The organism is bacterium (genome assembly GCA_013360215.1).
GTDB lineage: Bacteria > CLD3 > CLD3 > SB21 > SB21 > JABWCP01.
In genome coordinates, this window is the sequence record JABWCP010000010.1 from 14,440 (window position 1) to 37,848 (window position 23,409).

The 23,409-nt window shown below is 45.6% G+C and carries 23 protein-coding genes; 9 read left to right on the top strand and 14 right to left on the bottom strand.

Annotation, left to right across the window (positions count from 1 at the left end):
- Positions 1-6: 6 nt before the first annotated feature.
- The 5 genes from HUU58_08490 to HUU58_08510 all read left to right on the top strand — a co-directional run bounded on the left by HUU58_08490 (position 7) and on the right by HUU58_08510 (position 4,511).
- Positions 7-1,263 carry a hypothetical protein gene (locus tag HUU58_08490; protein ID NUN45706.1) on the top strand — a complete coding sequence of 419 codons (1,257 nt, stop codon included), beginning with the start codon at positions 7-9 and terminating at the stop codon, positions 1,261-1,263.
- A 117-nt stretch (positions 1,264-1,380) separates the two neighbouring features.
- Entirely contained in the window at positions 1,381-1,734 is a 354-nt protein-coding gene (locus tag HUU58_08495) for a TIGR03067 domain-containing protein (GenBank protein ID NUN45707.1), read from the top strand.
- A gap of 13 nt (positions 1,735-1,747) precedes the next feature.
- Positions 1,748-2,932, top strand: coding sequence for a class I SAM-dependent RNA methyltransferase (locus HUU58_08500; GenBank protein NUN45708.1), 1,185 nt, complete (start codon positions 1,748-1,750; stop codon positions 2,930-2,932).
- Between the two features lie 95 nt (positions 2,933-3,027).
- Positions 3,028-4,017 (top strand): hypothetical protein, encoded by a 990-nt coding sequence (locus HUU58_08505; protein ID NUN45709.1) that lies wholly within the window; start codon positions 3,028-3,030, stop codon positions 4,015-4,017.
- A gap of 32 nt (positions 4,018-4,049) precedes the next feature.
- Positions 4,050-4,511 (top strand): DUF3996 domain-containing protein, encoded by a 462-nt coding sequence (locus HUU58_08510; protein ID NUN45710.1) that lies wholly within the window; start codon positions 4,050-4,052, stop codon positions 4,509-4,511.
- Positions 4,512-5,191: 680 nt separating this feature from the next.
- Here the strand turns inward: HUU58_08510 and HUU58_08515 are convergent.
- From HUU58_08515 to HUU58_08540, 6 genes are all read right to left on the bottom strand, one after another.
- Entirely contained in the window at positions 5,192-5,665 is a 474-nt protein-coding gene (locus HUU58_08515) for an Lrp/AsnC ligand binding domain-containing protein (GenBank protein ID NUN45711.1), read from the bottom strand.
- Positions 5,666-6,012: 347 nt separating this feature from the next.
- The gene (locus HUU58_08520) at positions 6,013-6,363 is read right to left on the bottom strand and encodes a hypothetical protein (protein ID NUN45712.1); all 351 of its coding nucleotides are present in this window, start codon (positions 6,361-6,363) and stop codon (positions 6,013-6,015) included.
- Between the two features lie 87 nt (positions 6,364-6,450).
- Positions 6,451-6,621 carry a hypothetical protein gene (locus HUU58_08525; GenBank protein NUN45713.1) on the bottom strand — a complete coding sequence of 57 codons (171 nt, stop codon included), beginning with the start codon at positions 6,619-6,621 and terminating at the stop codon, positions 6,451-6,453.
- Between the two features lie 162 nt (positions 6,622-6,783).
- The gene (locus HUU58_08530) at positions 6,784-7,686 is read right to left on the bottom strand and encodes a hypothetical protein (protein NUN45714.1); all 903 of its coding nucleotides are present in this window, start codon (positions 7,684-7,686) and stop codon (positions 6,784-6,786) included.
- 150 nt (positions 7,687-7,836) lie between these two features.
- Positions 7,837-8,751: a hypothetical protein gene (locus HUU58_08535; GenBank protein NUN45715.1), complete on the bottom strand. Its 915-nt coding sequence runs from the start codon at positions 8,749-8,751 to the stop codon at positions 7,837-7,839.
- A gap of 56 nt (positions 8,752-8,807) precedes the next feature.
- Positions 8,808-9,149, bottom strand: coding sequence for a helix-turn-helix transcriptional regulator (locus HUU58_08540; protein NUN45716.1), 342 nt, complete (start codon positions 9,147-9,149; stop codon positions 8,808-8,810).
- Between the two features lie 157 nt (positions 9,150-9,306).
- Here HUU58_08540 and HUU58_08545 point away from each other — a divergent pair, with 157 nt between their 5' ends.
- The 3 genes from HUU58_08545 to HUU58_08555 all read left to right on the top strand — a co-directional run bounded on the left by HUU58_08545 (position 9,307) and on the right by HUU58_08555 (position 11,200).
- Complete coding sequence (locus HUU58_08545) at positions 9,307-10,095, top strand: type 1 glutamine amidotransferase domain-containing protein (GenBank protein ID NUN45717.1); 789 nt, start codon at positions 9,307-9,309, stop codon at positions 10,093-10,095.
- 16 nt (positions 10,096-10,111) lie between these two features.
- The gene (locus tag HUU58_08550) at positions 10,112-10,711 is read left to right on the top strand and encodes a DUF1211 domain-containing protein (GenBank protein ID NUN45718.1); all 600 of its coding nucleotides are present in this window, start codon (positions 10,112-10,114) and stop codon (positions 10,709-10,711) included.
- 69 nt (positions 10,712-10,780) lie between these two features.
- A complete protein-coding gene (locus tag HUU58_08555) occupies positions 10,781-11,200 on the top strand; it encodes an OsmC family protein (GenBank protein ID NUN45719.1) in 420 nt (139 codons plus the stop codon).
- 46 nt (positions 11,201-11,246) lie between these two features.
- Here the strand turns inward: HUU58_08555 and HUU58_08560 are convergent, their stop codons facing one another.
- Positions 11,247-11,999 (bottom strand): response regulator transcription factor, encoded by a 753-nt coding sequence (locus tag HUU58_08560; protein NUN45720.1) that lies wholly within the window; start codon positions 11,997-11,999, stop codon positions 11,247-11,249.
- 14 nt (positions 12,000-12,013) lie between these two features.
- Positions 12,014-12,979, bottom strand: coding sequence for a histidine kinase (locus HUU58_08565; GenBank protein ID NUN45721.1), 966 nt, complete (start codon positions 12,977-12,979; stop codon positions 12,014-12,016).
- Positions 12,980-13,283: 304 nt separating this feature from the next.
- On the opposite strand from HUU58_08565, the gene HUU58_08570 reads away from it, so the two are divergent.
- Positions 13,284-13,694, top strand: a complete 411-nt coding sequence (locus HUU58_08570) for a DUF1761 domain-containing protein (GenBank protein NUN45722.1) — start codon at positions 13,284-13,286, stop codon at positions 13,692-13,694.
- 52 nt (positions 13,695-13,746) lie between these two features.
- On the opposite strand, the gene HUU58_08575 is transcribed toward HUU58_08570, so the two are convergent.
- The 6 genes from HUU58_08575 to HUU58_08600 all read right to left on the bottom strand — a co-directional run bounded on the left by HUU58_08575 (position 13,747) and on the right by HUU58_08600 (position 23,383).
- Entirely contained in the window at positions 13,747-16,080 is a 2,334-nt protein-coding gene (locus HUU58_08575) for a zinc-dependent metalloprotease (GenBank protein NUN45723.1), read from the bottom strand.
- Between the two features lie 218 nt (positions 16,081-16,298).
- The gene (locus HUU58_08580) at positions 16,299-17,591 is read right to left on the bottom strand and encodes a cyclic nucleotide-binding domain-containing protein (protein NUN45724.1); all 1,293 of its coding nucleotides are present in this window, start codon (positions 17,589-17,591) and stop codon (positions 16,299-16,301) included.
- Positions 17,592-17,694: 103 nt separating this feature from the next.
- Complete coding sequence (locus HUU58_08585) at positions 17,695-19,050, bottom strand: MATE family efflux transporter (protein ID NUN45725.1); 1,356 nt, start codon at positions 19,048-19,050, stop codon at positions 17,695-17,697.
- A 310-nt stretch (positions 19,051-19,360) separates the two neighbouring features.
- Positions 19,361-20,605, bottom strand: a complete 1,245-nt coding sequence (ftsZ, locus tag HUU58_08590; GenBank protein NUN45726.1) for a cell division protein FtsZ — start codon at positions 20,603-20,605, stop codon at positions 19,361-19,363.
- A gap of 48 nt (positions 20,606-20,653) precedes the next feature.
- Positions 20,654-21,979: a cell division protein FtsA gene (gene ftsA / locus HUU58_08595; protein ID NUN45727.1), complete on the bottom strand. Its 1,326-nt coding sequence runs from the start codon at positions 21,977-21,979 to the stop codon at positions 20,654-20,656.
- Positions 21,980-22,003: 24 nt separating this feature from the next.
- Positions 22,004-23,383 carry an FtsQ-type POTRA domain-containing protein gene (locus tag HUU58_08600; GenBank protein ID NUN45728.1) on the bottom strand — a complete coding sequence of 460 codons (1,380 nt, stop codon included), beginning with the start codon at positions 23,381-23,383 and terminating at the stop codon, positions 22,004-22,006.
- Positions 23,384-23,409 lie beyond the last annotated feature (26 nt).

Genomic DNA, 23,409 nt, shown 5'->3' on the forward strand with positions numbered 1-23,409 from the left:
TTTGTTATGTATCTTCATCGTATCTTTTTTGTGGCGGCTTTTTTACTTTTTGCAGTTTTTGGCTGCTATCGTGATCCTGGGGACGGGTCATCGCAACTTCCTCCATCGGGACCGCGATGGATCGAAGCAAACCTTTGGCGCATGGTGCTTCAACCGGACGGCCGGTGGGGTTATGATGTCACGGATGATGATCACGACGGTAATAGTAGTGGCGCCGAATTTCCAAAAAACTCAGGAAACTACGGTCTCTATGCGGGCGGATTGATGGTCGGCGCATACAAAGACGGAGCACCGGTGGTTTTGGATATGAATTGGACAACCGAATTTACCGCTGGCAGAATTACCAATACTACGCCAACGTCGGTAGATCAACTGGAATATTCATCCGAAGACAATGCCCGTACTTATTTCATTACTTCCACCTCTCACCATGATTCTCCTGATCTACAAAACTGGCCTTCGGATTATGGCGGTCCTTGGGACAGTATATTATCAAAACCGACGTTAGTCTCCGATTTAGACACATGGGCTTCGGGTCACGATCTCCTTGCCGACTCTCTGAGCAATGAGGCGGGACAATCTTCCTTAGGTATTGAAGTACGTCGCATGACTTATTCCAAAACAGGTGCTTCCTGGGAAAACGCAACATTGATTCGTTTCCAAGTAGTTAATAAATCCGATCAAAATTACACCAATGCTTACCTTTCCTGGTGGGTTGACCATAATCTGGGTTCAACGGTAACCAATGATGCCGTTGGTACAGATACAGTGCGCAATTTAGTTTATACATACAATCTCTCACCCGATGTCACATCCACCGGTAAACAGTATGCCGTCGGACACACGCTTTTGTACTTTAGTTCGAGCGGAATAAATTCAAAATGGAATTCCACATACGCCTACTATAACGGAAATGACCCCGTCGGACAAACCGAAAAATACCGAATACAACAAGGCGGGATCAACCATAACAGCGGATTTTCTTTGGACAGTACAGTAACCGGAAGCGTAGGGGGAAGGTACGTTTATCCCGGCGATCCTGTTACGGGCACCGGCACTTTGTGCACACAGGGACGCAATGGGCGCCTTATAGGTAACGTCGGACCTTTTACACTTGAGTCGGGCAAGGTTTATGATATCGTCGTTGCCGTGATCGGCGGCGAAGGTACCGATCGTCTCAATGCCATTTCAGATTTAAAAACCAAATCCGATTTTATCCGAAGTGCATTTACGACTATATCTCCCAATATGAAATTGAAGTGATGTTGATTTAGTCATAAAATTTTCGACAAAAACCTTTGTAGCAACTAATATCCTTGATTATCGCCGAACAAATAGTGATGTTTGTTCCATCAAAGCGATAATCAGGGATATTTTTTTATGCAACTGGATGGTACATGGCAGATGGTTTCTGCGGAATTAGCCGGCGGTGCTTTTGAAGACGAAGATGTCAAGGATATGCGACTTATCATCAAAGGTAATACCTACGAATCGCACGTCGGAAAAGATTGCGATAAAGGCGTATTGCGTATTTTTCATTATGACCGACCGATGGGACTGGATGTCATCGGCACCGACGGACCCAACGCCGGGCGCACCATTTTCGCTATATTCGAAGTATCAAAGGAATCTCTCACGATATGTTACCAACTTGAGGGCAGTGCACGCCCTTTGCATTTTGAGACCAAACCCGGCACCATGTTGTTTTTAGTGCGCTACAAACGAACCGCCTGAAACGCATCCCCTAATGAACGAGCACACCCAGACACACACTTACATTGCTAAAACTTTTTTCGGCCTTGAACCTGTTTTATCGGACGAATTAAAAAACATCGGCGCCACACAAATCAAAACTTTAAACCGCGCCGTATCTTTTAGCGCCAGCGAAGAAATAATGTACAAAGCCAATCTATGGCTGCGCACCGCGCTTCGTATCATCAAACCGATTCATGAGTTTAAAGCGATCAACGAAGAACAACTTTACCGCCATACGCAAAAAATGGATTGGTCGCAGTTCCTCGAACCCAAAGACACGTTCGTTATTGATAGTACGGCCCATTCCAAATTTTTGACGCATTCGCATTATGCCGCTTTGAAAGTCAAAGACGCCATCGTAGATCAGTTGCGCGATCAATTCGGCGAACGCCCGTCTATTAACGCGGAGAACCCCACACTGCGCATCAATCTCCACATCGCTCACGATGATGTTACTATCGGGTTAGATGCTTCGGGAAATTCACTTCACAAGCGCGGTTACCGCACCGGTACTAATGAAGCTCCTCTCAATGAAATTCTGGCCGCAGGAATGATACTTTTATCCGGATGGGATCGCCGAGCGCCGCTGCTTGACCCAATGTGCGGATCAGGTACGATCCCAATCGAAGCCGCTATGATTGCGCTCAATGTGCCGCCGGGTCATCTGCGTACTTCATTTGGTTTTTTTACATGGAAAGATTTTGATCCGACATTATGGAAAAAAGTTCGAACCGATGCCGAAGCGCAGCGAGTCAGAAATTCCGATGTACGTATTTTCGGCTCAGATATTGATCGCGGTATTTTGGATAAAACAAGACAGAATATCGTCAATGCGAAAATGGATGCGCACATTTCCATAGCGCCCAAATCCTTTTCGGATGTAACACCGCCCGCCACACCGGGTATGATCATAACCAATCCCCCTTACGGGGAACGCCTTAAGCCTGCCGATTTGCAAACGCTTTATAAAATGATCGGCGACGTACTGAAAAAGAATTTTGCCGGTTGGGATGCCTGGGTCATCAGCGGCAATAAGGATGCGCTTAAACAACTCGGATTGCATCCATCTAAAAAACTTACCTTATACAATGGCGCTTTAGAATGCCGCTTTCAGAAATTTGCTATGTACCGCGGCAGCATTAAACAAAAACATCAGACACCAAACGACGAAAATTAACCTTGTTTAACACACCGGGTTTGATATAAATTTCCGCACCGTTCAATCATTCGCGTTTCAACGTTTAACAATTTTTCAATCATGGGAGCCTTATCATGAAAAAGATCGGCATTCTTTTCGGTATGGAAAACACGTTTCCGCAGGCCTTTGTGGGCCGCGTTAATTCCAAAAAAGAAAAAGGCATCACGGCCGAACTTGTTTCGATTGATAAAGTCATTCAGGGCGAACCGTGCGGATATGACGTAATCATCGATCGTATATCGCAAGATATTCCTTTTTATCGCGGTTACTTAAAAAACGCCGCGCTCAGCGGGACGGCCGTGATCAATAACCCTTTTTGGTGGAGCGCAGATGAGAAGTTTTTCAATAATGCGCTTTCGATCAAAGTCGGCGTACCGGTGCCTAAAACTGTGCTTTTACCATCCAATCAGCATCCACCCGATACGACGGCACAATCCATGCGCAATTTGGCCTATCCTCTGGATTGGGAAGGTATTTTCAAATATGTCGGATTCCCGGCCTATTTCAAACCCTTTGCCGGCGGCGGTTGGAAAAATGTGTACAAACTCAATAATCCTGAGGAATTTTTCAAAGCTTACAATGAGACCGGTACGCTTGTGATGATGCTTCAGGAGGAAATTATTTTTACGGAATATTTCCGTTGTTACTGTTTGGACGGAAAGGATGTGCATGTCATGCAATACGATCCGCGGCAACCGCATCACGCACGATATGTCAAAGGTCCGAAAACTGATGCCGTAAAAAAACTCGAAGCTACCGTCGTAGATTATGTATTGCGACTCAATCAGGCTTTGGGATATGATTTTAATACTGTGGAATTGGCTGTACGCGACGGGATTCCCTATGCGATTGATTTTTGCAACCCCGCGCCGGATGCTGATCTCAAGTCGGTAGGCGAAGATAATTTCGAATGGATTGTCGAACATGCGGCACAGATGGCGATTGAGCGGGCAAAAAATCACAAACCGGATCAAAACAATCTCACTTGGGGTACTTTTGTGAAATCTTTTGCAGCCGATAAACCGTTGATTTCTAGATCGCAACCGAAATCAAAGAAAAAATGATCCTTAGTTCATCATCAAAAGGAGATTCAGCCATGAAAGGCAAAGGTCGTATTTTATACTTCATTTTATTTTTTTGTGTGACAACTCTGTCTGCACAACAATCTGGAAGATTTGGTCTTGGTGTTATGGCGGGTGATCCGACCGGCTTGAGCGGTAAATACTGGACATCGTCATCCACAGCGTTTCAAGGAGCGGCTGCTTGGAGTGTTGTTGGAAACGACAAGAATCATATGATCGCTCAGATTGATTTTACAAAACATAATTTTTCGATTTTTAATGTCTCAAAAGGCCGGTTACCTTTTTATTTTGGACTTGGTGGATACGTTGTTTTTGCAGATAAATTAGGCATTGGTGCTCGTGTACCGATTGGTATAGACTATATTTTTGCAGATCAAAAGCTTGACATATTTCTTGAAATCGCACCGACACTTAACTTGATACCATCCACCTCGTTTACCGCCAATGGCGGGGTTGGGATACGTTATTGGTTTTAAAAGACACCTAAGTCATAAGACTAAAATTCTCCGTCTTCTGTAAAAAGGCAAATTTTTATTTTTTAGAAAAAAGAAACCCCGCGCATCTTGGAATGCCGGGGTTTATATCTGAGGCCTTGGCAATTTGATGGACTGTCCCATAGATCCACCTATCGCCTGTGGGTAATGAGGAGCGTTATTGATTGGGCCGCTGAGGTCCTTCATTGGAGATAGGGCGCTTTTGCGGTTTTGGCGTTAACTTTGAATTTGTCGGTTTCATAGCCCTACTCCTTTCTCTGTTGATTTTACTTTCTCTTTACGCGGAATCTCGCGCATTGTTTCGCCGACGGGTGTATTGATCGGCATACTTTGCAAGTCAACGCGCTTCTCCCAACAATCTACATGGTAATACGATAATTGGATGTGTCCGGTATCACGTCGGTTTAATTTTTTTTTTCTTTTTCATATCCGTATCACCTTTGCTATTTGCTTTATGTATTAGCATAGAGTGTGCCAGGTATATGAAAAATTATAACAACATGTTTTTTATGAAATGCGATATGCGCTCTGCAGCAAAAAAACTGTTATAAGTCGAATATTTAATATTGCAGTGTAGTTTTTTCACTACACTTCAAAATCAGAAACCTGAAAATTCAATCCGTATTCCGATACGTTATATGTGCGCTCCGTCACATCATAGATCAAATACGAATGGCTCTTTCTAAACTCGGTTCTAACGAAATAAAAGTCTCAGTACGCTCAACGCCTTCGATAGTCTGAATTTTATCGTTTAGTACATCTCTGAGATGACGCGTGTCCCGGCAATAGAGTTTGGCCAAAATATTATAATTACCTGTCGTGTAGTGGAGTTCGGTTATTTCCGGAATAGCCTCAAGCTGCTTCACCACTTTTTTATACAACGAGCCTTTTTCAAGAAAAATTCCGAGAAACGCGCACAGATCATAGCCCAACATGGACGGGTCAACACGCAGCTTAGACCCTATCACAACACCGGCTGCTTCCAATTTTCGCATTCGAACGTGTACTGTCCCGGAAGAAGTGTGAACTTTTTCAGCAATTTCTGTGTAGGGCATCTGGGCATTTTCCATCAAAAGATTTAATATCTTTCGATCCAGTTCATCAAAATCGGTAATTTTAGTGGTCTTTTCGTGCATAATTTTACAAAAAATTAAACAAAATAATTAATTTTATACAATATATGTAATAATATTCAAATTTCAATATATTATTTGTAATAATAAATAACTTGTATTATATTATTTACGATAATAATAGATTATTTTTGTACTTTTTATAATTCAACTATTGTAGGGTGATGAAACAGGCAGCCATACCGTCCGGTCTCGACGGTGGAGAATTTGGGATAAATTCCGATTACCGGGACTAACTACTCCGTGGAGGTTCGACTCCTTCCCCTACAGCTCGTACACCACCATAATAAAAAACTGTTCCGCCGGTCACGGAACAGTTTTTTATTATTAACTTTTGGGGTTAATTAGAATTAAAAAACAAGTTGTGCATGAAGAGCCAGAGTGCGTGATTTAGGGTCATACGAGGGACTCGCTGATAATTCAAATTTTTTGTTATAATCATGGACAGATTGTGGTAAAGTAAAAATGCTATACAAAGCTCCGATCGTATAAATAATGAACCCGCCTGTTATTTTTGCGCCGCCGTCACCTCGACTGTCATTACCTTCGTCATCAAACCAATCATCTTGAAGCGCATCCGCAACACCACTATAAAACAAAGCAGTACCAGCGGTGCGAATACCAACACCTAGAAGACCGCGCCCAAAATCTTGTGCATAAAAATTACCCATCGAAGGTCCAATTAAAAAACCGTAGCCCACTGCAAAGCTTCCGGCCGTCTCATACGTGTCTAATTTGTTAAGTATGTATCCTCCGGCAACAACAGGTAATACGGTATGTCCGGCGCTCTATAAAAAAGCTTCTGTAGCATTTTTTTTGGAATGAAGCGATGTTTTTCTATTCATTTGTGGATACGAAGCATTCAATCCGCGTTTAATAATCACACTACGTGATGAATCTGCTGGCATAGCCCAAAGATTTAAGCCGAAAAAATAGCTGATAAAAACGATGATTTTCATGTTAATAATTCTCCGATAAAGAGTTTAAATGCGTCTGATTTGTGTAAGACAAACCCTATGCCGAAAAATCGATTAAATAAAACAAGGAGGGAGATGGAAAATAATTTTACAATCGAGTAAAACTGTATCTAGTATTCACAGACGCAATAAAAAGATGGCACGTTAGCCGATACGATAAACAGTAACACTTCTTTCGTCGGCGTCGGTAATGGTCAGGAGTTTATTATCTTTGGAGAGTTCAAGCGACCGTACCATATGAAAGCGTGTTGCCAAATCAAGTCGGACTTCACCCGTTGCAAGCTCGATCATTTTAACGTTACCATTTCCTGCTATAAGCACATAATTAGAATCTGCGCTGAATATCCCCGCGGGCTCTCCGAATATAATTCTTTGCCCATAATATTTTTCTTCATTGCTCCAGCGATCGTAAACGCGAACCGCTCCGTTATAAATTTGCGCTAGATAACGTCCATTGGGGCTGAGTTTTATTTTATCAGGACGCTTTGCAAGCAACGTATCTACGATCCGACCGGTTTTAATTTCCGTTATGGTAATTTTCTTTTGATCATGATGATACATCGCGATGAGATGCGGCGTAATATCCATAGTCCACAAAGGACGTTCTTCCGGCGCATTGAGTTTTGCAAACTGTTGTCTGTACGGCCAGGATTGGACAATCAGCGCCCAATCGTCACCTTCCGTTTGCGTTTTTGCCTTTGCAAAACCTTGCGATGAAGGAAGTACTATAGAAAGCGAATCCGCATTTTCTTCTTTGTACAAAACTTCCCAGGTCTTAGTATCCCAGATTTCACGCCCCGCTGATGTTTCCAATGCGATATGATGACCATCGGCAGCATAACATACACGACGCAATCCGCTATCCATATTCATTTTGGTTTCGATACGCCACGAAATCGTATTGTACACCACCAGCGACGAATCGTCATACACAAGGACATAGTCTCCGTCCGGGCTGATCACCGAACGTACCGGCAGATCGGATAATGTTATCGTCTGCGCGGGTATAGCATTTAACAATGGAGTCTCTGGCCAAAACGATTCCATCAAATATCCGTATAGCGGGGCTAGAAAAAATAAAAATAAAAAAACACCACCTACCGTGAGCCCAAGCATTCTGCGCATCGAATGAGTCATAAGAATAACATTATATGAAGTTTTTTTGTACGGCGTGCCGCATGTGCGGACGTTGCGTTTTTAATACACTTTTATTTTCATACAAAATACCGAACCGCCGGATTTTATAAATTCCGAAGTATCTACACCGATAACTCTTTTGCCCAGCTTTTCCAATGCATGTATCGTTTCCACACACGTGCCCTGAATAAATACAATTTCTCCGTCCGGTGAAAATGCATTGCATGCAAAATTAGGCGCATATGCTTCTTCTTTACTCACGTCAATAATAGTTTTAAAGAATAGCCGCAGGATGGCCATGCCATGATCACCGACACCGGGCGGATAAACGAGGCATACATCTTTATCTATGATCGCCAATGTTGTATTGAGATGATAAAAATCCGGATGTTTCAACTCGATCCCAACCACCGGCCCATCGGTAATACGCGCCACTTGCTCCAACGCCAGCAAATCGGTGCGGTGATGCGTTGTACTTCCAAAGCCTGAAATGATCAGATGTTTTTCGGGAAACCACAACGCGTCACCGTTGGACTCGAAACAGCCGCCTTTCAATTCGTGAATCATGTAGCCTTGTTTGCGATACCATGATTGGAAGTACGGCACTTCCCCTTTGCGCTTATCTTTACGCATATTACTCATGATCACCGCGGGTTTTTCCTGATGGCGATCCCAAAAAGGAAAACTTTGATTGGCCGAAAAAACCATATCCTCAAGCCCTACTTCACCGCGTATTGTATGTACACGATACCCAAGAGCTTCGTATAAAAAACGAATATTGGTCCACTGCTGAAACGCGAGCGGGCGATCCACCTGATTCATTTGACCGGCGGTATCGGTCATAAAATTATTAATCGCTTCGGTCACATTAAAATGGTCAGGGGAGCACATCAAAAGTTTTTCAGGTTCCGGACGTTCCGGAATATCGGCAAGACGGAAATCAATAGACTCCGCGTTGGTATATACTTTGTTCATATCATCAAAACTAGTTTAGTTGTAGATAAGATCATAGATCATCCGTAAGTCCCACGTTATTCGATATTTTCACTTTTCATCATTGCCAACCCGAGCTCACGTAGTGCTTCGATAATTGGAACAACCGTGCGGCCTTTATTCGTAAGGCTGTATTCGACGCGTGGCGGCACCTCGGGAAACACTTCGCGACAAATTAAACCATCAGCTTCCATTTCATCCAGTTGTTCACTCAGCATTTTGTGGGTTATTTTTTTTAAATCACGTTTTAACTCGCCGTAGCGCCATACGCGGTCTTTGAGACGCCAAAGAATCGGAATCTTCCATTTTCCGCCGATTTTCCCAAGCGCAAATTCTACCGGATTATTATACCGTTTCCCGTTGGCTGTAAATTCGGGCATGATTTTTTTTGGATACGTAAGTAAAACAATAACACCAATACTCACTCAAAAGTGCGTATCACACCCAAAGGTGCGTTCTTGACGAACGAAAGTTAGCTATTATATTTATCGAGTACAAAACATTTTTATAGTCAACAAAATGCACGAGGAGTCTATAATGAGAGTATTTTGGATCGCCGTATTGATCAATACCGTTTGTGTTTTCGGTCAGCATGATCCCAACACATCGTCACCTAAAAAACGCATACTAATGGTCGCGGCAAATTCTTCGGTATCGGCACAAACCGGATGGCCGATCGGCGTGTGGGCGGCCGAGATCACGCATCCGTACTTAGCTTTCATCGAAGCCGGTTACGAAGTTGAAATCGTCAGCCCTAACGGCGGTAAAATTGAATTTGACAATTACAGTGATCCGCGCGATCCGAGCGGCTATTCGGCGCACGATATGATCAGCATGGGTTTTATTCATACGCCATCGCGCATGGTCCTGTTAGAAAAAACCCGTCGTTTGGATGAAATAAATGAAAAAAACTACGATGCGATCTTCGTATGCGGCGGCCAATCACCCATGTATACATTTATAGACAACACTAAACTGCATACTCTGTTTGCCAAATTTTACGAATCCGGTAAACCGTCGGCGGCAATATGCCACGGTACGTGCATCTTACTTAAGGCTAAATTAAGCAACGGTCAATATCTGGTCGAAGAAAAAACATGGACCGGGTTTGCAAACAGCGAAGAAGATTTTGCCGACAAAGCGGTGGGTAAAAAAATTCAACCATTTCGTATTGAAAGCGAGGCCGGAAAAATGAATAACACCAATTTTATCACTCACAATGCGTTCCTCCCTTTTGCCATTCGCGACGGGCATCTTATCACCGGCCAGCAACAAAACAGCGGCACGGAAGCTGCAAAATTAGTCATCGAAATGCTTGGCCACTAATACCTGTGAGTACATTATGTTATTTTCCAAAACACGAACCGAAGCCCTCAGTGACGGCGTTTTTGCTATCGTCATTACATTGCTCGTACTTGAAATCAAAGTGCCGGATATGCATGCATCCGGTCAATCGCTAACCCATGCGTTAGTCGGCCTGCTACCCAAAATTATCAGTTGGGTTATTAGTTTTGCCGTGGTGATGATTTTCTGGATCAATCATCACCGGTTATTTCACAGTCTTACATCGGTCGATGCACGTTGCATGGGTCTTAACGGAATTTTTCTGATGGGATTATCTTTTATTCCATTTCCGACCGCGCTGATGGGCGAATACATTCATGAGGCATTAGCCGTCAGTCTTTTTGGATGGATCATGGCGCTTACAGCCGGAGTATTGCCTATTCTTCGAAGTTATGCATCCAAAGCAGACCTGTTTGATCCAATGCACGATAAACAAACCATTAAGACATATAACCGGCGTTCATATATACTTGGCAGCGGAGCTTATGCCGTCGCGGCCTTGCTTGCCTGGATAGAACCTATTATCGCGATTGTTTTATACGCCGTGATTGCGATGTATTTTATTCGCCCCAAACATCGCCATTTAAAACAAGTATGATTTGCGTTGCACGTAATAGGCGACGATCCGTATACTATGCCAACTTAGATCAAACAAGGAGAAATAGTTATGCCGTTGATTAAACGTTCAGCACAAGCCCATTGGGCAGGCACAGGCAAAGAAGGTAAAGGCGATCTGTCCACGCAAAGCACCGTACTGAATAAAACACAATATTCGTTTGGGACGCGCTTTGAAAACGGCGTTGGCACCAATCCGGAAGAATTGATCGGCGCGGCGCATGCGGGTTGTTTTACGATGAAGCTAAGTTTTGTATTAAACGCTATGGGATTAACTGCCGAAGCCCTCGACACTAAAGCTACCGTTTCTTTTGAGGACGGTGTGGTAACGCAGGTACATCTTGATCTTACCGGTAAAGTGCCCGGCTGCACAGCGGAAAAGTTTCAAGAAGCCGCCAATGATGCAAAAGCCAACTGCCCGATATCCAAATTACTGAATACCAAAATCACTTTGGATGCAAAATTGGTTTAACTCGAAACAATATGAATGTATAAAACCACGCTTCGGCGTGGTTTTTTTATTTGCCCATCCAGTTTTTAAAATCGGCCGCGTTTTCCTGGCTCACGATAATATCCTCCGATGTACCAGGCTGCAATTCAACTTTGATTTTTCCTTTTTCGTACGGCTTAAACCGAACTATCGCCGAAATACGTGCAATATACTTTCGATTGAGTCTGAAAAAGGTTTGTTTATCCAAAGCCGCTTCCAAGTCTGCCAACGGTTTATCAACGATAAATTTTTTACCACGAACGTCAACCAAAAAAACCATTTTATGTGCGGTGAAAAAATAAGCTACATCATTTATAGGTACCGCGATAAAATCCGTTCCTTTCTGAACGACGATGCGTTGCAAGGAAGGCTCGGAAGAGCGACTCATCTGTGCCAGTAGATCGGAGAGACTGCCGGTGAAATGTTGCCGAAGCCGCACGTATTTATCAAGCGCGTGAAACAGTTTCGGTTTTTGTATCGGTTTGAGAAGATAATCTATAGAGTTAAATTCGAATGCTTTGATCAAATATTCATCAAATGCCGTTGTAAAAATGATCGGCGCATGGATCGCCGTATCCTTGAAAATTTCCAGCGATAATCCGTCATTGAGCTGAATATCCGCCAATATCACGTCGGGTGCGTTATGTTTTGCAAACCAACCCCGTGCTTCTTTTACACTGTAGAGTGTCGCTACGATACGAATCGCCGGATCGTAATCATGCACCATCGCTACCAACCGTTCACCCGCAGGTTTTTCGTCTTCGATAATCAGTACATTCATATAACATGGATCGTTTAGTACGGCACTGCATGTGCACCGGTCATCAGTACAGGCAGGTGAACCGTGAAATTTTCGATGCTTTCTTCAATATAGATCGTTTGTCCGATGATCAATTTGTAACGTTCATTAAGATTTTCAAGCCCGGTGCGCGACGAATTTTTGACCTGAACTTTTTTTCTTATCGGATTGTTCACTACGACCGCTTGGTCGGATACCCGAATCGTGATAGCCATCGGGTGCTGATCGGAAAACGTGTTATGTTTGATCGCATTCTCCAATAGAATTTGAAGTGATATCGGCGGAATCAGCACATTATCCGGAGAAACACTATCCTCCGCAATATACAAACCGATACTTTCACCAAAACGAATCTTCAGTAGCGAAAAATATTTTTCAGCAAAAGAGAGCTCCTCACTGAGTAAGACCAAATTACGATTGCGGTTATATAAAATATAACGAAAAACCTCCGCAAGGTTGTCGTTAAACATACGCGCTTTGGGCGGATCCTGTTCGATCAGGTGCGAAAGCGTATTAAGCGAATTGAACATGAAATGCGGATCAATCTGATTTTTCAATGCTTCTAATTCCGCCTGTGCTTTGGCCTTTTCAAGCGCCTCACTTTTGGTTTTATCAGTTTCCCATGATTTGATAAGAAAGACGGTTTCATATGTATGCGTTATAAATACCACACACACCACGCATAGCGCTGTCGCTTTGAAAATCACGTCCCAATCCGCACTGCGGTGCTGCGCAAAAACATACCAAGCCGTCATCAGTCCGACTGCAATCGGTACGGTATAAAACATATTGGAAACCATCAATGCGAGCACTTTATACATCGGCTGACTGAGCCATGAAAACCGAATGCGTAAACGAAATAACAAATACCGATTACCATGCCAAATCGCAAACGCGATAAACATAAAATAGAGATAGTGCAAAACGAGTTGATTAACGGTAAAGACGCTATTATCTATCATGCCTGTGATATTGGGAATCACTATGCCGAAAAAAGGAATCATAATCACACGTATTGTGCGATCATTCAATTCCTGATCAATATTTTCCTCGTTTAGCGGCTCCATGATTTGCTAATCTACATACTATTCATGCTTTGTGCAAAAATTTCACTCCGATTCAGCATCGTATTTTCCGGTTTCAGTTCGCGTTTTTTCGGTTTGAGTAGAATAACCTTTGCAGTGCTTCCATATTGCGTTTAACTTGCGATCGTATTTAAAAAAGTACCCGCATTTTTTTATTCAAACGGAGGAATGATGTATGGACATGGCAAGTGCATTTAATTCACTGAATTGGCTGGCCATTATCGTAGCCAGTATTTCGGCCTTTGTGCTCGGCGGTATTTGGTATTCGCCATTGATGTTCGGCAATGCCTGGATGAAAGTAGCCGGTATGACCGAAGAATCCGTCAAACAAGGCAATCCCGGTAAAATTTACGGCGGTGCTTTTTTACTGACATTGATCGCGGCGATCAATTTAGGAATGTTCCTCGGCCCCCAAAGCGATATGGCGTTTGGTATCGCGGCCGGTGCAGCGACGGGTATCGGCTGGGTTGCTCCCGCGTTTGGTGTGGTCTATCTTTTTGAGCAGCGCCCGACACTTCAGTGGTTTATCAATGGTGCCTATTGGGTTGTCACATTTATCGTGATGGGTGCGATCATCGGTGCATGGCACTAACAAAGTTTATAGATATAAAAAAACCACGGCAACTAACCGTGGTTTTTTTATGCTATTCAAAATCACACGAACCGATCGGCGCGCCCGGTGGTGCTGGTTTAGGCTTGTAAGGCAGTACAAAACTTTTTGGTTCATCATTAAATTCTCGAATCAATCGAGCTACCTCTTCATAGTGGATTTTCCATGCACCGGTAGTTTTTTGGTTGGCAACCCATTGCCCCAGAGCATTGATCTTACTCCGTGTTATCGCCTGGATTTGCGGCTGGGCTTCGCCGGAATTAGCCAAATAAAATAACTGATACAAAGCTACATAATTGATCGTACGCTGTACCTCCGCTTCGGCAGTATTAGTAACTTGTTTTTTAATGGTGCGGTTGATAAGGCTATCCAACACGGCAGCGGCATCAATCTTAGAAACTTCCCGGCGTTTTTGTTCCAGTAAGCGGTTCATACGTTGCGGATGCAAAAGTCCGCTGATCGTATGTTCGGCGGCTGTCTCTGCGATCGTCAAAGGATCAAGCATAATACCGGTTCGACGCGGGAATAATTCGCGATGCATATCGTATCCATCCGCACGCGGAGGGATAATCTTAATGATATGTTCGGGTAAAGTTAAAGCCGAAGTTTCGATGGTACTGAGAACTGCCGATAATGCACGTTCTTGCTCTTGATCGGTTGCCGGATACGCGGGTACACTTCCGTCACCACGCAGCGTATATTCATAATGCAAGCCGCCTATGATTTTAGCTGCCGCATCGGTTTGATAACGATGCAATAAATAGATCGGTACCAATACTTCTTCGATCGTACTGTTGGGTTCGCCAACGCGAATAACGCGATCTGAAAAATTACCAAGGGCTTTCGCACGAATCTTCATAATACGTAGGAGTTCGTCCGCGGCATTGGTACCATTATCCCAAAGATGCGCCGTGGGATGCGCTGTGCCGCGCGGCCGTGCATCCGTATCCGTGATGTACGTGAGACCTTGCTTGCGGCTTTGATCTATGATCGCACGTAATCCTTCTTTTTCCGAAGCGGCGTCTTTAAACGTTGCGTAAGCAAACCGTACCGTAGCTTTATCCCATGCGCCTATGCCCGTAGCGTACGCATTATCTAAACTGATTTTCCCTTCCGGCGTGAACGAGATCAGCGGATGGGGATAATCCATCACCGAAGCACGTTCGGAAACGCTGGCGGCAAAGTTATGCTGAAATCCGAGTGTATGTCCGACTTCGTGTGCGGACAGTTGTTGCAATCGCGCCAGTGCCATAGCTTCCATTGCTTTCGGGGCAGGTTTACCTTCTTCAAACGGCGCAAGCAATCCTGTGGCTATCAGATAATCCTGTCGCACACGGAGTGATCCGAGCGAAACGTGACCTTTGATAATTTCTCCCGTGCGCGGATCCGTAATCGGATTACCGTACGACCAGCCGCGCGTCGAACGGTGAACCCACTGAATGACATTATAACGTACATCCATCGGATCAGCCGTGTCCGGTAATACTTTGACCTGAAAGGCGTTGATAAAACCGGCGGATTCAAAAGCTTCGTTCCACCATGATGCGCCCTCCAGAAGAGCGGAACGAATCGGTTCCGGTGTGCCACCATCCACATAATATACGATCGGCTTTACCGCTTCGGATTTTTCAGCAGCCGGATTTTTTTTCTCTAAACGGTGGCGCGTGATCCAGCGTTTTTTGATCGGTTCCGCGATCGGTGTCGCATAGTCGTGAAATTCGACCCAAATCATACCGGCGCGCGGATCATGCCAACGCGGTTGATAACCCGGATCCGGTAACTGCACAAACGAATGATGCTGATGAACAGTCACCGCATCGGGCGAAGGTGTCACGGAGCGCAACCATTCGCCGGCCGGGCCGCCGGTAAACGTCAATACGGCATCAAACTCCGAATTGCGAGGAAAGTTTTTGGTTCGCTCCATATACATCGCACTGCGCGAAGCATCCACCTGATAATTTCCCTGCTGCGTACTTTTGAGCGAACCGGCCACATCGTGCGCATCCCGCATAAAAAAAGACGTGGCATCCACCAGCACGCGGCGTCCTTCTTCGGCGTCGACCGTAAATCCCCACAAAATTGATTCGGCAAATGATTCGCGTACGGCTTGCCGTTCACGCGGGTCGTCGGAATTGGCGCGATAATACGTATTGGATTCGATCAAAAGCACTTTGGGGCCGACACGGGTAAAACGAACCAAACGACTACCGCCGATCTGCCCGCGATCCAAACCGATATCATTGGAACCAACGCCGTGCGAAAGCCCTACGATGTAAATGAAGTCATTGTCCCATCGTTCGACTTCTAAAAAAATTTTTCCGGATTTTTCATCCCAATAATACGGAATGTATCCGTCGTATTTTTTCATCGTCGCGGTTTTATTCGCGAGAGAGGACGTTTGTCCCCACAGTGAAAGGCCGGCAAAGATGAACAGAAAAAAAGTACGCACCATTTGGGTCTCCGGTATTTTTTTGGGATCCGAATATGAAGTAAATATATATATGACGGGCTTGAACGGATTAGACGATTACCATTCGCTTACGAAGTCCGTGCCGAAAAAGTTGCACCGAAAAGCGAGGTCTCTTTTCATTCCAAAGTTTTGAAGAAGATGGCTGCTAAAAAGCCAAATAGTGTGGACAACCCGGTCACAGAACCGCCTTTGTGAAACGCCTCCGGTAACATGGTTTCTGCAATCATGGTGAGCATCGCACCGGCGGCCAATCCTTCGACAAGCGCAAAGAGAAACAGCGGTGCTTCGGCAAAAAACAAATTACCGAAGTACGCGCCAATCCCGGTCGCAATCATAAGCGACATCCACATCCAAAAGATTTTTTGCCCGCTGTACTTTTGTTGACGCATACCGACGGAACTGGACAATGCTTCCGGGAAATTGGATAAGAACAATCCGGCCAGAAGCGAAAAACTGATCGAAGCATGGAGCATACTGGAACCGATGACAAGCGATTCCGGAATGCCGTCCAAAAAGATACCGAGCCATATCGCGAGCGGTGCGCCTCCATGCGATTCCGAAACTTGTTTGACTTCTTGTGCCGTCGGAGGTTGCATATGCGCCTCCAAATGATGCGTGGCATCATCATACCACGCTTCGGCATGTTCATCACTGACCGGACCGTGTTCTTTCAGATCGGCTAAACGCGTTTCTACCAAACTGTGCATCGCCGCAGCGAGCACAGGTGACTGGCGTATTAAAAAATCAAAATCTTTTTTGTGAATCTCCCACGCCAACACATCCGTCTGGGCCGTTGCGGAAGCCGTCCGCGGTTCACCGGTGATTAACGCCATTTCACCAAACACATCCGACGCACGCAATGTCGCAATGGTGCGATTATTTTGCTTAGGATCGGTGATGAGCACGTCGCCTGATTGAATGACAAACATGCTTTCGCCGGGATCACCCTGGCGAAGAATACATTCGTCTTTTTTGAAACGATGTGTTTTGACGGTACGTACCAACGCGGTGAGTTCTTCGGGCGGAAGAATCTGAAACAGCGGAACCTTGCTCAAACGGCGATAAAACGATTGATAACTCCGAAGTTTAAGTTTATTCAAATGCTGCATCGTCGTCGCCGCTTTACGAAGAAAACCACCGTTGTCATTGACGATTTTATTAAGCAGAACAAAAAGTAGCCCGCCACCGATACAACCGGCGGCCAAAGGATAAAATTCACCTTTGCGTAAGGACTCGGCTACTAAATCAATGGTCAGTGCAGCTAATAACGCGCCTCCGCCAAATGCCATCATCGCTGCGACCACGCGATCTTTGGGTGTCCAATACATGGCGATAATCGCTCCCAGAGGCAACGATGCAGCGCTCAAAAGTCCCATCAGAAATGATTGAACAGCCAAATCTTGTAGCATGATTTTTTATCCTCGGTTAAATAGATCAACGAGAGGTGTCAAAGCGAAGTGCGATGGATTTATTGTACTAACAAACGATGAAAAGTGCAATCGCTGCATTCGTTTACAAACGCACAAGTTTCCAAGAGCCGCGATTGAATTTTATAAAACTAAGTACACCAAACAATGTGATGTAAACACCCCACGCTATCCACGGCCCGTAGTTTCGCAGATTCAGAGTAAATGTAAGCAAATAAGTCAGCGGCAAAAAAACACCCCAGTTAACCAAAATTTCCATCATCATCACCCATCGCGTTTGCCCTGCGCCCTCAAGCGCCGTTGATAAAACCATCCCGGCTGCATCTACGATTTGCACTATTCCGACAAGCCGCAGCGGGCCAATCGCATACTTCATCACTTCTTCGTCATCCGTAAATACACGCACGACCCATTCCGGTGCGACGAGAAATAAAATGCCCACGCTTCCCATAAATATAATACCGAGTTTCATCGCTTCGTAACCTGCACGTTCGGCGCGTTCAGTGTTACCGGCGCCAAGACTGTGACCGATCATCGTCGCGGCGGCAATTCCGAAACCATATCCCGGCATAAATGAAACCGATTGAATATTGATCACCAGATTAACTACAGCGGCTTGCGCGACACCGACCCGATCCACCATAGCATAAAACACCAACAATCCGCCGATGACCATCACGCCACGAAACATATTGGGCCAAGCCAGCCGGGCAATCTCTCCGACCAATTCCCAGCGCCACTTTGCACCGGAAAATAATTCATAATCGGCTAATGTTTTTTTACGATGCCAAAACGTGTATAAAATAAGAAAAGAAAATCCGCATATCATGGAAAGCGCCGAGCCGACGGCTGCACCGGATACGCCCATTGCAGGCGCACCCCAATGGCCATAGATAAACATATAATTGCCGCACAAATTGGCCGTGAATAATATGCCCGCCGACATAAGAAATACCCGTGTGCGACCGATACCGCTGAAAAAACCGCGCAATGCAAAGAACATCCCCGACAACCAAAGCGTCGCAAATAAAACACGGATGTATCCCGTCGCCAAAGAGGCTACTTCTTCATTAGCTGATATCCATCGTGTCAACCGGGGCGCCATGCTATACAAAACGATCATTGAGAAAAAACTCAACGTTAGTGAAAACACCAGCGCATGATGCAGTACTTCGCCACAAGCCGGGAGTTGCCCTTCACCAAATCGGCGCGCACTGATCGCTTGCGTTGCCAATTCGACGGAGCGGAGAACCCAATTGACGGTCCAAAACACCATAACGGCTTGACCGGTTGCAGCCAACGCCGTTGCGCCGAGTCGGCCCACCATGATCGTATCCGTCAGACCTATCGCCGTAATGGATGCAAGCCCTGCAACCACCGGAAGCGCCAGATGCAGTACCTCTGTAGAAAGTTTACGATCTAATGTGAACCACTTTTTCATACCGTGTATAATCCGTATTAATCAGACAACAAAATCGTATCAAGATTTCATCACTATACGATGAAAATCTCTTTTGTTCAATCTCGCACATGCAATCTTGATCACTAAGTTTATCTAAGTGATCGTATAAAAAGTGATCCATCCTTCGTTTCTAATATTAAAAAATCAGAACCCGCCCTCTGACATTAGATTCAATGAACTTCATATACAATCCTTGCGTGATAAAATTAAACAAATAAAAAAGCCGCTAATGGAACATTCCAATAACGGCTTAACCCTGTCTTTTTGAGAGAAAAGACGTTTATATTTTTTACATCTTTCGTTGACGAGCGGCATTACGCAAAAAAGCCGGTATGGCGCTGTCATCCTGTGCATCCGTTCCGGTCTTGGACAGAAAATCGTCTTCTTCCGCAACGGGTTCGCTCTCTTTCATACGCTCGTATGCCGGCTGATCCAGTTTACCGTATTTCTGCTCTTTGAGTTCTTTCAAATGCTCATAATAATCATGCGGATTTTTCTTCGTCCGCAAGGTCATCGGTTGCTGCGCTTGTTCAGAAGCCGAAGTCGGCATCTCCGGGGCAACGGATTTGGTATAACGATGTTTATTGAGACCGGCGGCGATAACCGTGACGTGCACTTCGTTTTTGAGATTTTCGTCCACCGAATAACCCCAGATCACATCCGCTTCTTCGCCGGCGACACCGGTGATCATATTGGAAATCTGATCTACTTCTTCCGTTGTAAAATCCGGAGGGCAGGTCAGATTGAGCAATACGCCGGTTGCACCTTCGATACTCGTTTCTTCCAGGAGAGGGCTATTGATGGCTTGTTTGACCGCCATTTCACCACGACCCTCGCCGGAACCGACACCCATGCCCATGATCGCATCGCCAGCGCCGCTCATGACGCGCTTGACATCGGCAAAATCCACATTGACATAACCGGTATTGGAAATCAAATCGGCGATACCTTTGGTCGCACGATACAGTACGTCGTCAGCGGTACGAAATGCCTGAATGAACGGTGTATTTTTGGGCATGACCATCAGAATTTTTTCGTTGGGAATCACGATCAGCGTATCCACGTTTTTGCGGAGCTCTTCGACGCCGCGCAACGCCTGACGCATACGTTTCTCTTTTTCAAAGTTAAACGGTTTTGTCACGATACCGATCGTCAGTGCGCCCATACTTTTAGCGACTGAAGCCACGATCGGTGCGGCGCCGGTACCCGTACCGCCACCCATGCCGCATGTAATAAATACGAGGTCCGTGCCGTCTAAAATCGCTTTGATCTGATCCATGTCTTCTTCGGCGGCCCGTTTGCCGAGCTCCGGATCTGCACCGGCACCAAGACCGCGTGTCAGATTTTTTCCGATCTGGATTTTGTGGTGCGCTTGATTGCGCTCTAAGGCCTGCACATCGGTATTGATCGCGACAAATTCGACGCCGGACAGCGTGGACGCGATCATCGTATTGACGGCATTACATCCGCCGCCACCGATGCCGACGATGCGCATTTTGGCACCGTATTCGCGGGCTTCTTCATAAGTAATCATAATAATCCTCCATGGGAGAGGTTGGTGAAATGAGTATTATATTAATTTTTAAAAAAATTCTTCCGTCCAGCGTTTCATCTTTTTGGAAATTTTCTGATACAAGGGCGCCTGGTATTCACCGGTTTGGCTTTGCATTTCCAAAGCGTCCGTATGCGTTTCCCCCGGATCGCCCTCCGTCGGACCTTCCGGAGGTGTTTCGTCACCTTCGTCTTCCATATCGTCATCGCCCGATTTTTCTTTTTGGATACCGTAGTGAATCAATCCGATACCTGTTGCATAGATCGGGCTATTGGCGGCATCCATGAGTCCGCCGAAACCGCGCGGTGAACCGATACGTACCGGCAACTGGAAAATTTCCGTTGCCAATTCCGCCGACCCTTCCAGCAGCGAACCGCCGCCCGTGAGTACAACACCGGCATTCATCATACTGCGCAACTTACTTTTTTCGATAACGGAGCGCACCAGATTAAAAATTTCCATCATGCGCGCTTCGATGACTTTCGAGAGAAACTGGCGATTTTCACGCCGCGCATCGCGCCCACCGACTCCCGGTATCAGAATACTTTCCGTTTCATCCACGAGCGAAGCCATTGCGCACCCGTGTTTCTTCTTTATTTCTTCCGCTTTGTCATAGGGTATTTTTAAACAAATTGACACATCATTGGTCACGGCTTGTCCGGCAATACCGAGCATATCCGTATTACGAATGCTGCCGTCAAAAAACATCGCGATATCCGTCGTACCGCCGCCGATATCAATCAGTACGACTCCCAACTCTTGCTCATCCGTTTCGAGTACGGCGTAACTTGACGCCAGCGGTTCTAACACTAAATCTTTGACTTTATATCCCGCGCGTTCGACACAACGATAAATATTTTGTGCCGAAGCGACGGCGCCCGTCACGACATGCGCTTCCACTTCAAGGCGCGTACCGGTAAGACCGATCGGATTTTGAATACCTTCTTGTTTATCAACGATAAATTCTTGCGGGATGACGTGAATGATTTCACGATCCATCGGCATATTGATGGCTTTGGCGGCATCAATCACGCGACGCACATCGTCTTCGGTGATCTCGCGATCGTCGCGACCGACCGCTACGACAGCGTGGCTATTGATTCCGCGAACGTGATCTCCGGCTATGCCGACGTACACCGATTCCGCCTGAATGCCGGCCATGAGTTCGGCCTGCTGCATGGCTTTTTTGATGGATTCGACAGTATGTTCGATATTGACCACCATACCGCGCCGGAGTCCGACCGACGGGCATGTACCGACACCTTTGATTTTAATTTCTTTTCCGCCGACCTCGGCGATCAGCGCCGCGATTTTGGTGGTACCGATATCGAGACCAACCACAATGCGATTTTTCATAATATCACCTATGTTTTATCTATGCTAATTCCTAAGAAAAATTTGCCCGTTGTATCGCAGATCCACTTCGCGCGTACCCTTGACCGCGTCATCTTCTTGTTTGAAGTGCTGCGCCGCCGCTGAAAGATAAACAGCCGCACGCATAAGTTCTTCGTCCTCTATGCGAAAAGCGACATGCAGTGAATTCAAAAATACCGTCATGTCTTTTTTATTGACGACCACTTCCGATATATCGTAAAACAAAGATTCATCGGCCTCTTTAGCCTTTGCAAGAAATTGTAACGCCAGCGGCAAACGGTCATTTTTAAATTTTTTGCCCGGTTGCGCCACGCCGGTCATACCGGAAATCACCGGAAGATTGTAAATCATCCGCGCTTTCAATTTGGGCAACACAAATCCGTTCGCATCTACAGGATACAATTCGTCCATCGGCAAAAAAGCAAACGGCTCGCGTTCTTTGACCGTAATCACGACGCTGGACGGATAGTTACGGCTTACCGCCACATGCTCAAAAAGCGGATTCATTTTGATGCGATCTGCGGTTTTGGTCAGATCGATTTCCGCCAAACGCCGTCCCATATCCAGATCCGCCGCCTTGATAATATCTTCTTTACTGCCGATCAGATTGCCTTGCACGTACACATTGCGTAACGAGAAAAGTGACGAATTAACCACCCATTCCTGCCAGTTAAAAAGCACCATAACAAAAAACAGCAGTAACAACACCGAAACCGTTTTGACGGCAAGTTTATTGATTCGACGCGCGCGCCGCTCTTGTTTTCGGGCACGTTTGGCTTCCTCGGCTTTGATGCGCGCTTCTTCCGTCAGATAAAAACCTTCCGAAAAATCACGATTGATGATCTTCGGTTTGGCCTCTTTGGGAATAATTCCGGGTTTGGTGTGAACTTCAACCGCTTCTTGGGATTCATCCTCAGAATTTTCCGACAGCGTGACCGCCTGCGGTTGAGGTTCTTCAGCCGCAATAGCTATAATCTCATCGTACGGTCCGGAATTTTCTTTCACCTCTTCCGCTGCCGCCGGGATGGCATCGGCTTCCGCTTGTTCGGTCCGACCAAACACTTTATCCAGGCTGATCTCTTCCGTCGGTTGGCTAACCGATGCACGAATGGATATCTCTTCCGCTGTCACTTCATCGCGTTTGTGAATTTCGCGCACCGCGTTTTCAGTGGACTCGTCTTTTTTATGTTCGGCGGTTCCGTTAAATTCGCCCATCAGAATCGGATTTTTAAACGTCCGCTCAATTTGAATCTTCTTGATCACGGTTTCTTTGTTTTCGGTGTGTCCTGTTTCGGCCGATTTAGACAAAAACGAAGGTTCCTCCGGAAGGATATTTTCCTTCACAAACAAATCGACCTGTGCCACTTCGCGTTTTTTTCGTATCATAGTTTAGGTACGTTTGCGCATCGCTG

Coding starts and splice junctions, on each gene's coding strand:
- HUU58_08490 (NUN45706.1), top strand. CDS start 7: ATGTATCTTCATCGTATCTTTTTTGTGGCGGCTTTTTTACTTTTTGCA.
- HUU58_08495 (NUN45707.1), top strand. CDS start 1,381: ATGCAACTGGATGGTACATGGCAGATGGTTTCTGCGGAATTAGCCGGC.
- HUU58_08500 (NUN45708.1), top strand. CDS start 1,748: ATGAACGAGCACACCCAGACACACACTTACATTGCTAAAACTTTTTTC.
- HUU58_08505 (NUN45709.1), top strand. CDS start 3,028: ATGAAAAAGATCGGCATTCTTTTCGGTATGGAAAACACGTTTCCGCAG.
- HUU58_08510 (NUN45710.1), top strand. CDS start 4,050: ATGAAAGGCAAAGGTCGTATTTTATACTTCATTTTATTTTTTTGTGTG.
- HUU58_08515 (NUN45711.1), bottom strand. CDS start 5,665: ATGCACGAAAAGACCACTAAAATTACCGATTTTGATGAACTGGATCGA.
- HUU58_08525 (NUN45713.1), bottom strand. CDS start 6,621: ATGAAAATCATCGTTTTTATCAGCTATTTTTTCGGCTTAAATCTTTGG.
- HUU58_08530 (NUN45714.1), bottom strand. CDS start 7,686: ATGGAATCGTTTTGGCCAGAGACTCCATTGTTAAATGCTATACCCGCG.
- HUU58_08535 (NUN45715.1), bottom strand. CDS start 8,751: ATGAACAAAGTATATACCAACGCGGAGTCTATTGATTTCCGTCTTGCC.
- HUU58_08540 (NUN45716.1), bottom strand. CDS start 9,149: ATGCCCGAATTTACAGCCAACGGGAAACGGTATAATAATCCGGTAGAA.
- HUU58_08545 (NUN45717.1), top strand. CDS start 9,307: ATGAGAGTATTTTGGATCGCCGTATTGATCAATACCGTTTGTGTTTTC.
- HUU58_08550 (NUN45718.1), top strand. CDS start 10,112: ATGTTATTTTCCAAAACACGAACCGAAGCCCTCAGTGACGGCGTTTTT.
- HUU58_08555 (NUN45719.1), top strand. CDS start 10,781: ATGCCGTTGATTAAACGTTCAGCACAAGCCCATTGGGCAGGCACAGGC.
- HUU58_08560 (NUN45720.1), bottom strand. CDS start 11,999: ATGAATGTACTGATTATCGAAGACGAAAAACCTGCGGGTGAACGGTTG.
- HUU58_08565 (NUN45721.1), bottom strand. CDS start 12,979: ATGATAGATAATAGCGTCTTTACCGTTAATCAACTCGTTTTGCACTAT.
- HUU58_08570 (NUN45722.1), top strand. CDS start 13,284: ATGGCAAGTGCATTTAATTCACTGAATTGGCTGGCCATTATCGTAGCC.
- HUU58_08575 (NUN45723.1), bottom strand. CDS start 16,080: ATGAAAAAATACGACGGATACATTCCGTATTATTGGGATGAAAAATCC.
- HUU58_08580 (NUN45724.1), bottom strand. CDS start 17,591: ATGCTACAAGATTTGGCTGTTCAATCATTTCTGATGGGACTTTTGAGC.
- HUU58_08585 (NUN45725.1), bottom strand. CDS start 19,050: ATGAAAAAGTGGTTCACATTAGATCGTAAACTTTCTACAGAGGTACTG.
- ftsZ (NUN45726.1), bottom strand. CDS start 20,605: ATGATTACTTATGAAGAAGCCCGCGAATACGGTGCCAAAATGCGCATC.
- ftsA (NUN45727.1), bottom strand. CDS start 21,979: ATGAAAAATCGCATTGTGGTTGGTCTCGATATCGGTACCACCAAAATC.
- HUU58_08600 (NUN45728.1), bottom strand. CDS start 23,383: ATGATACGAAAAAAACGCGAAGTGGCACAGGTCGATTTGTTTGTGAAG.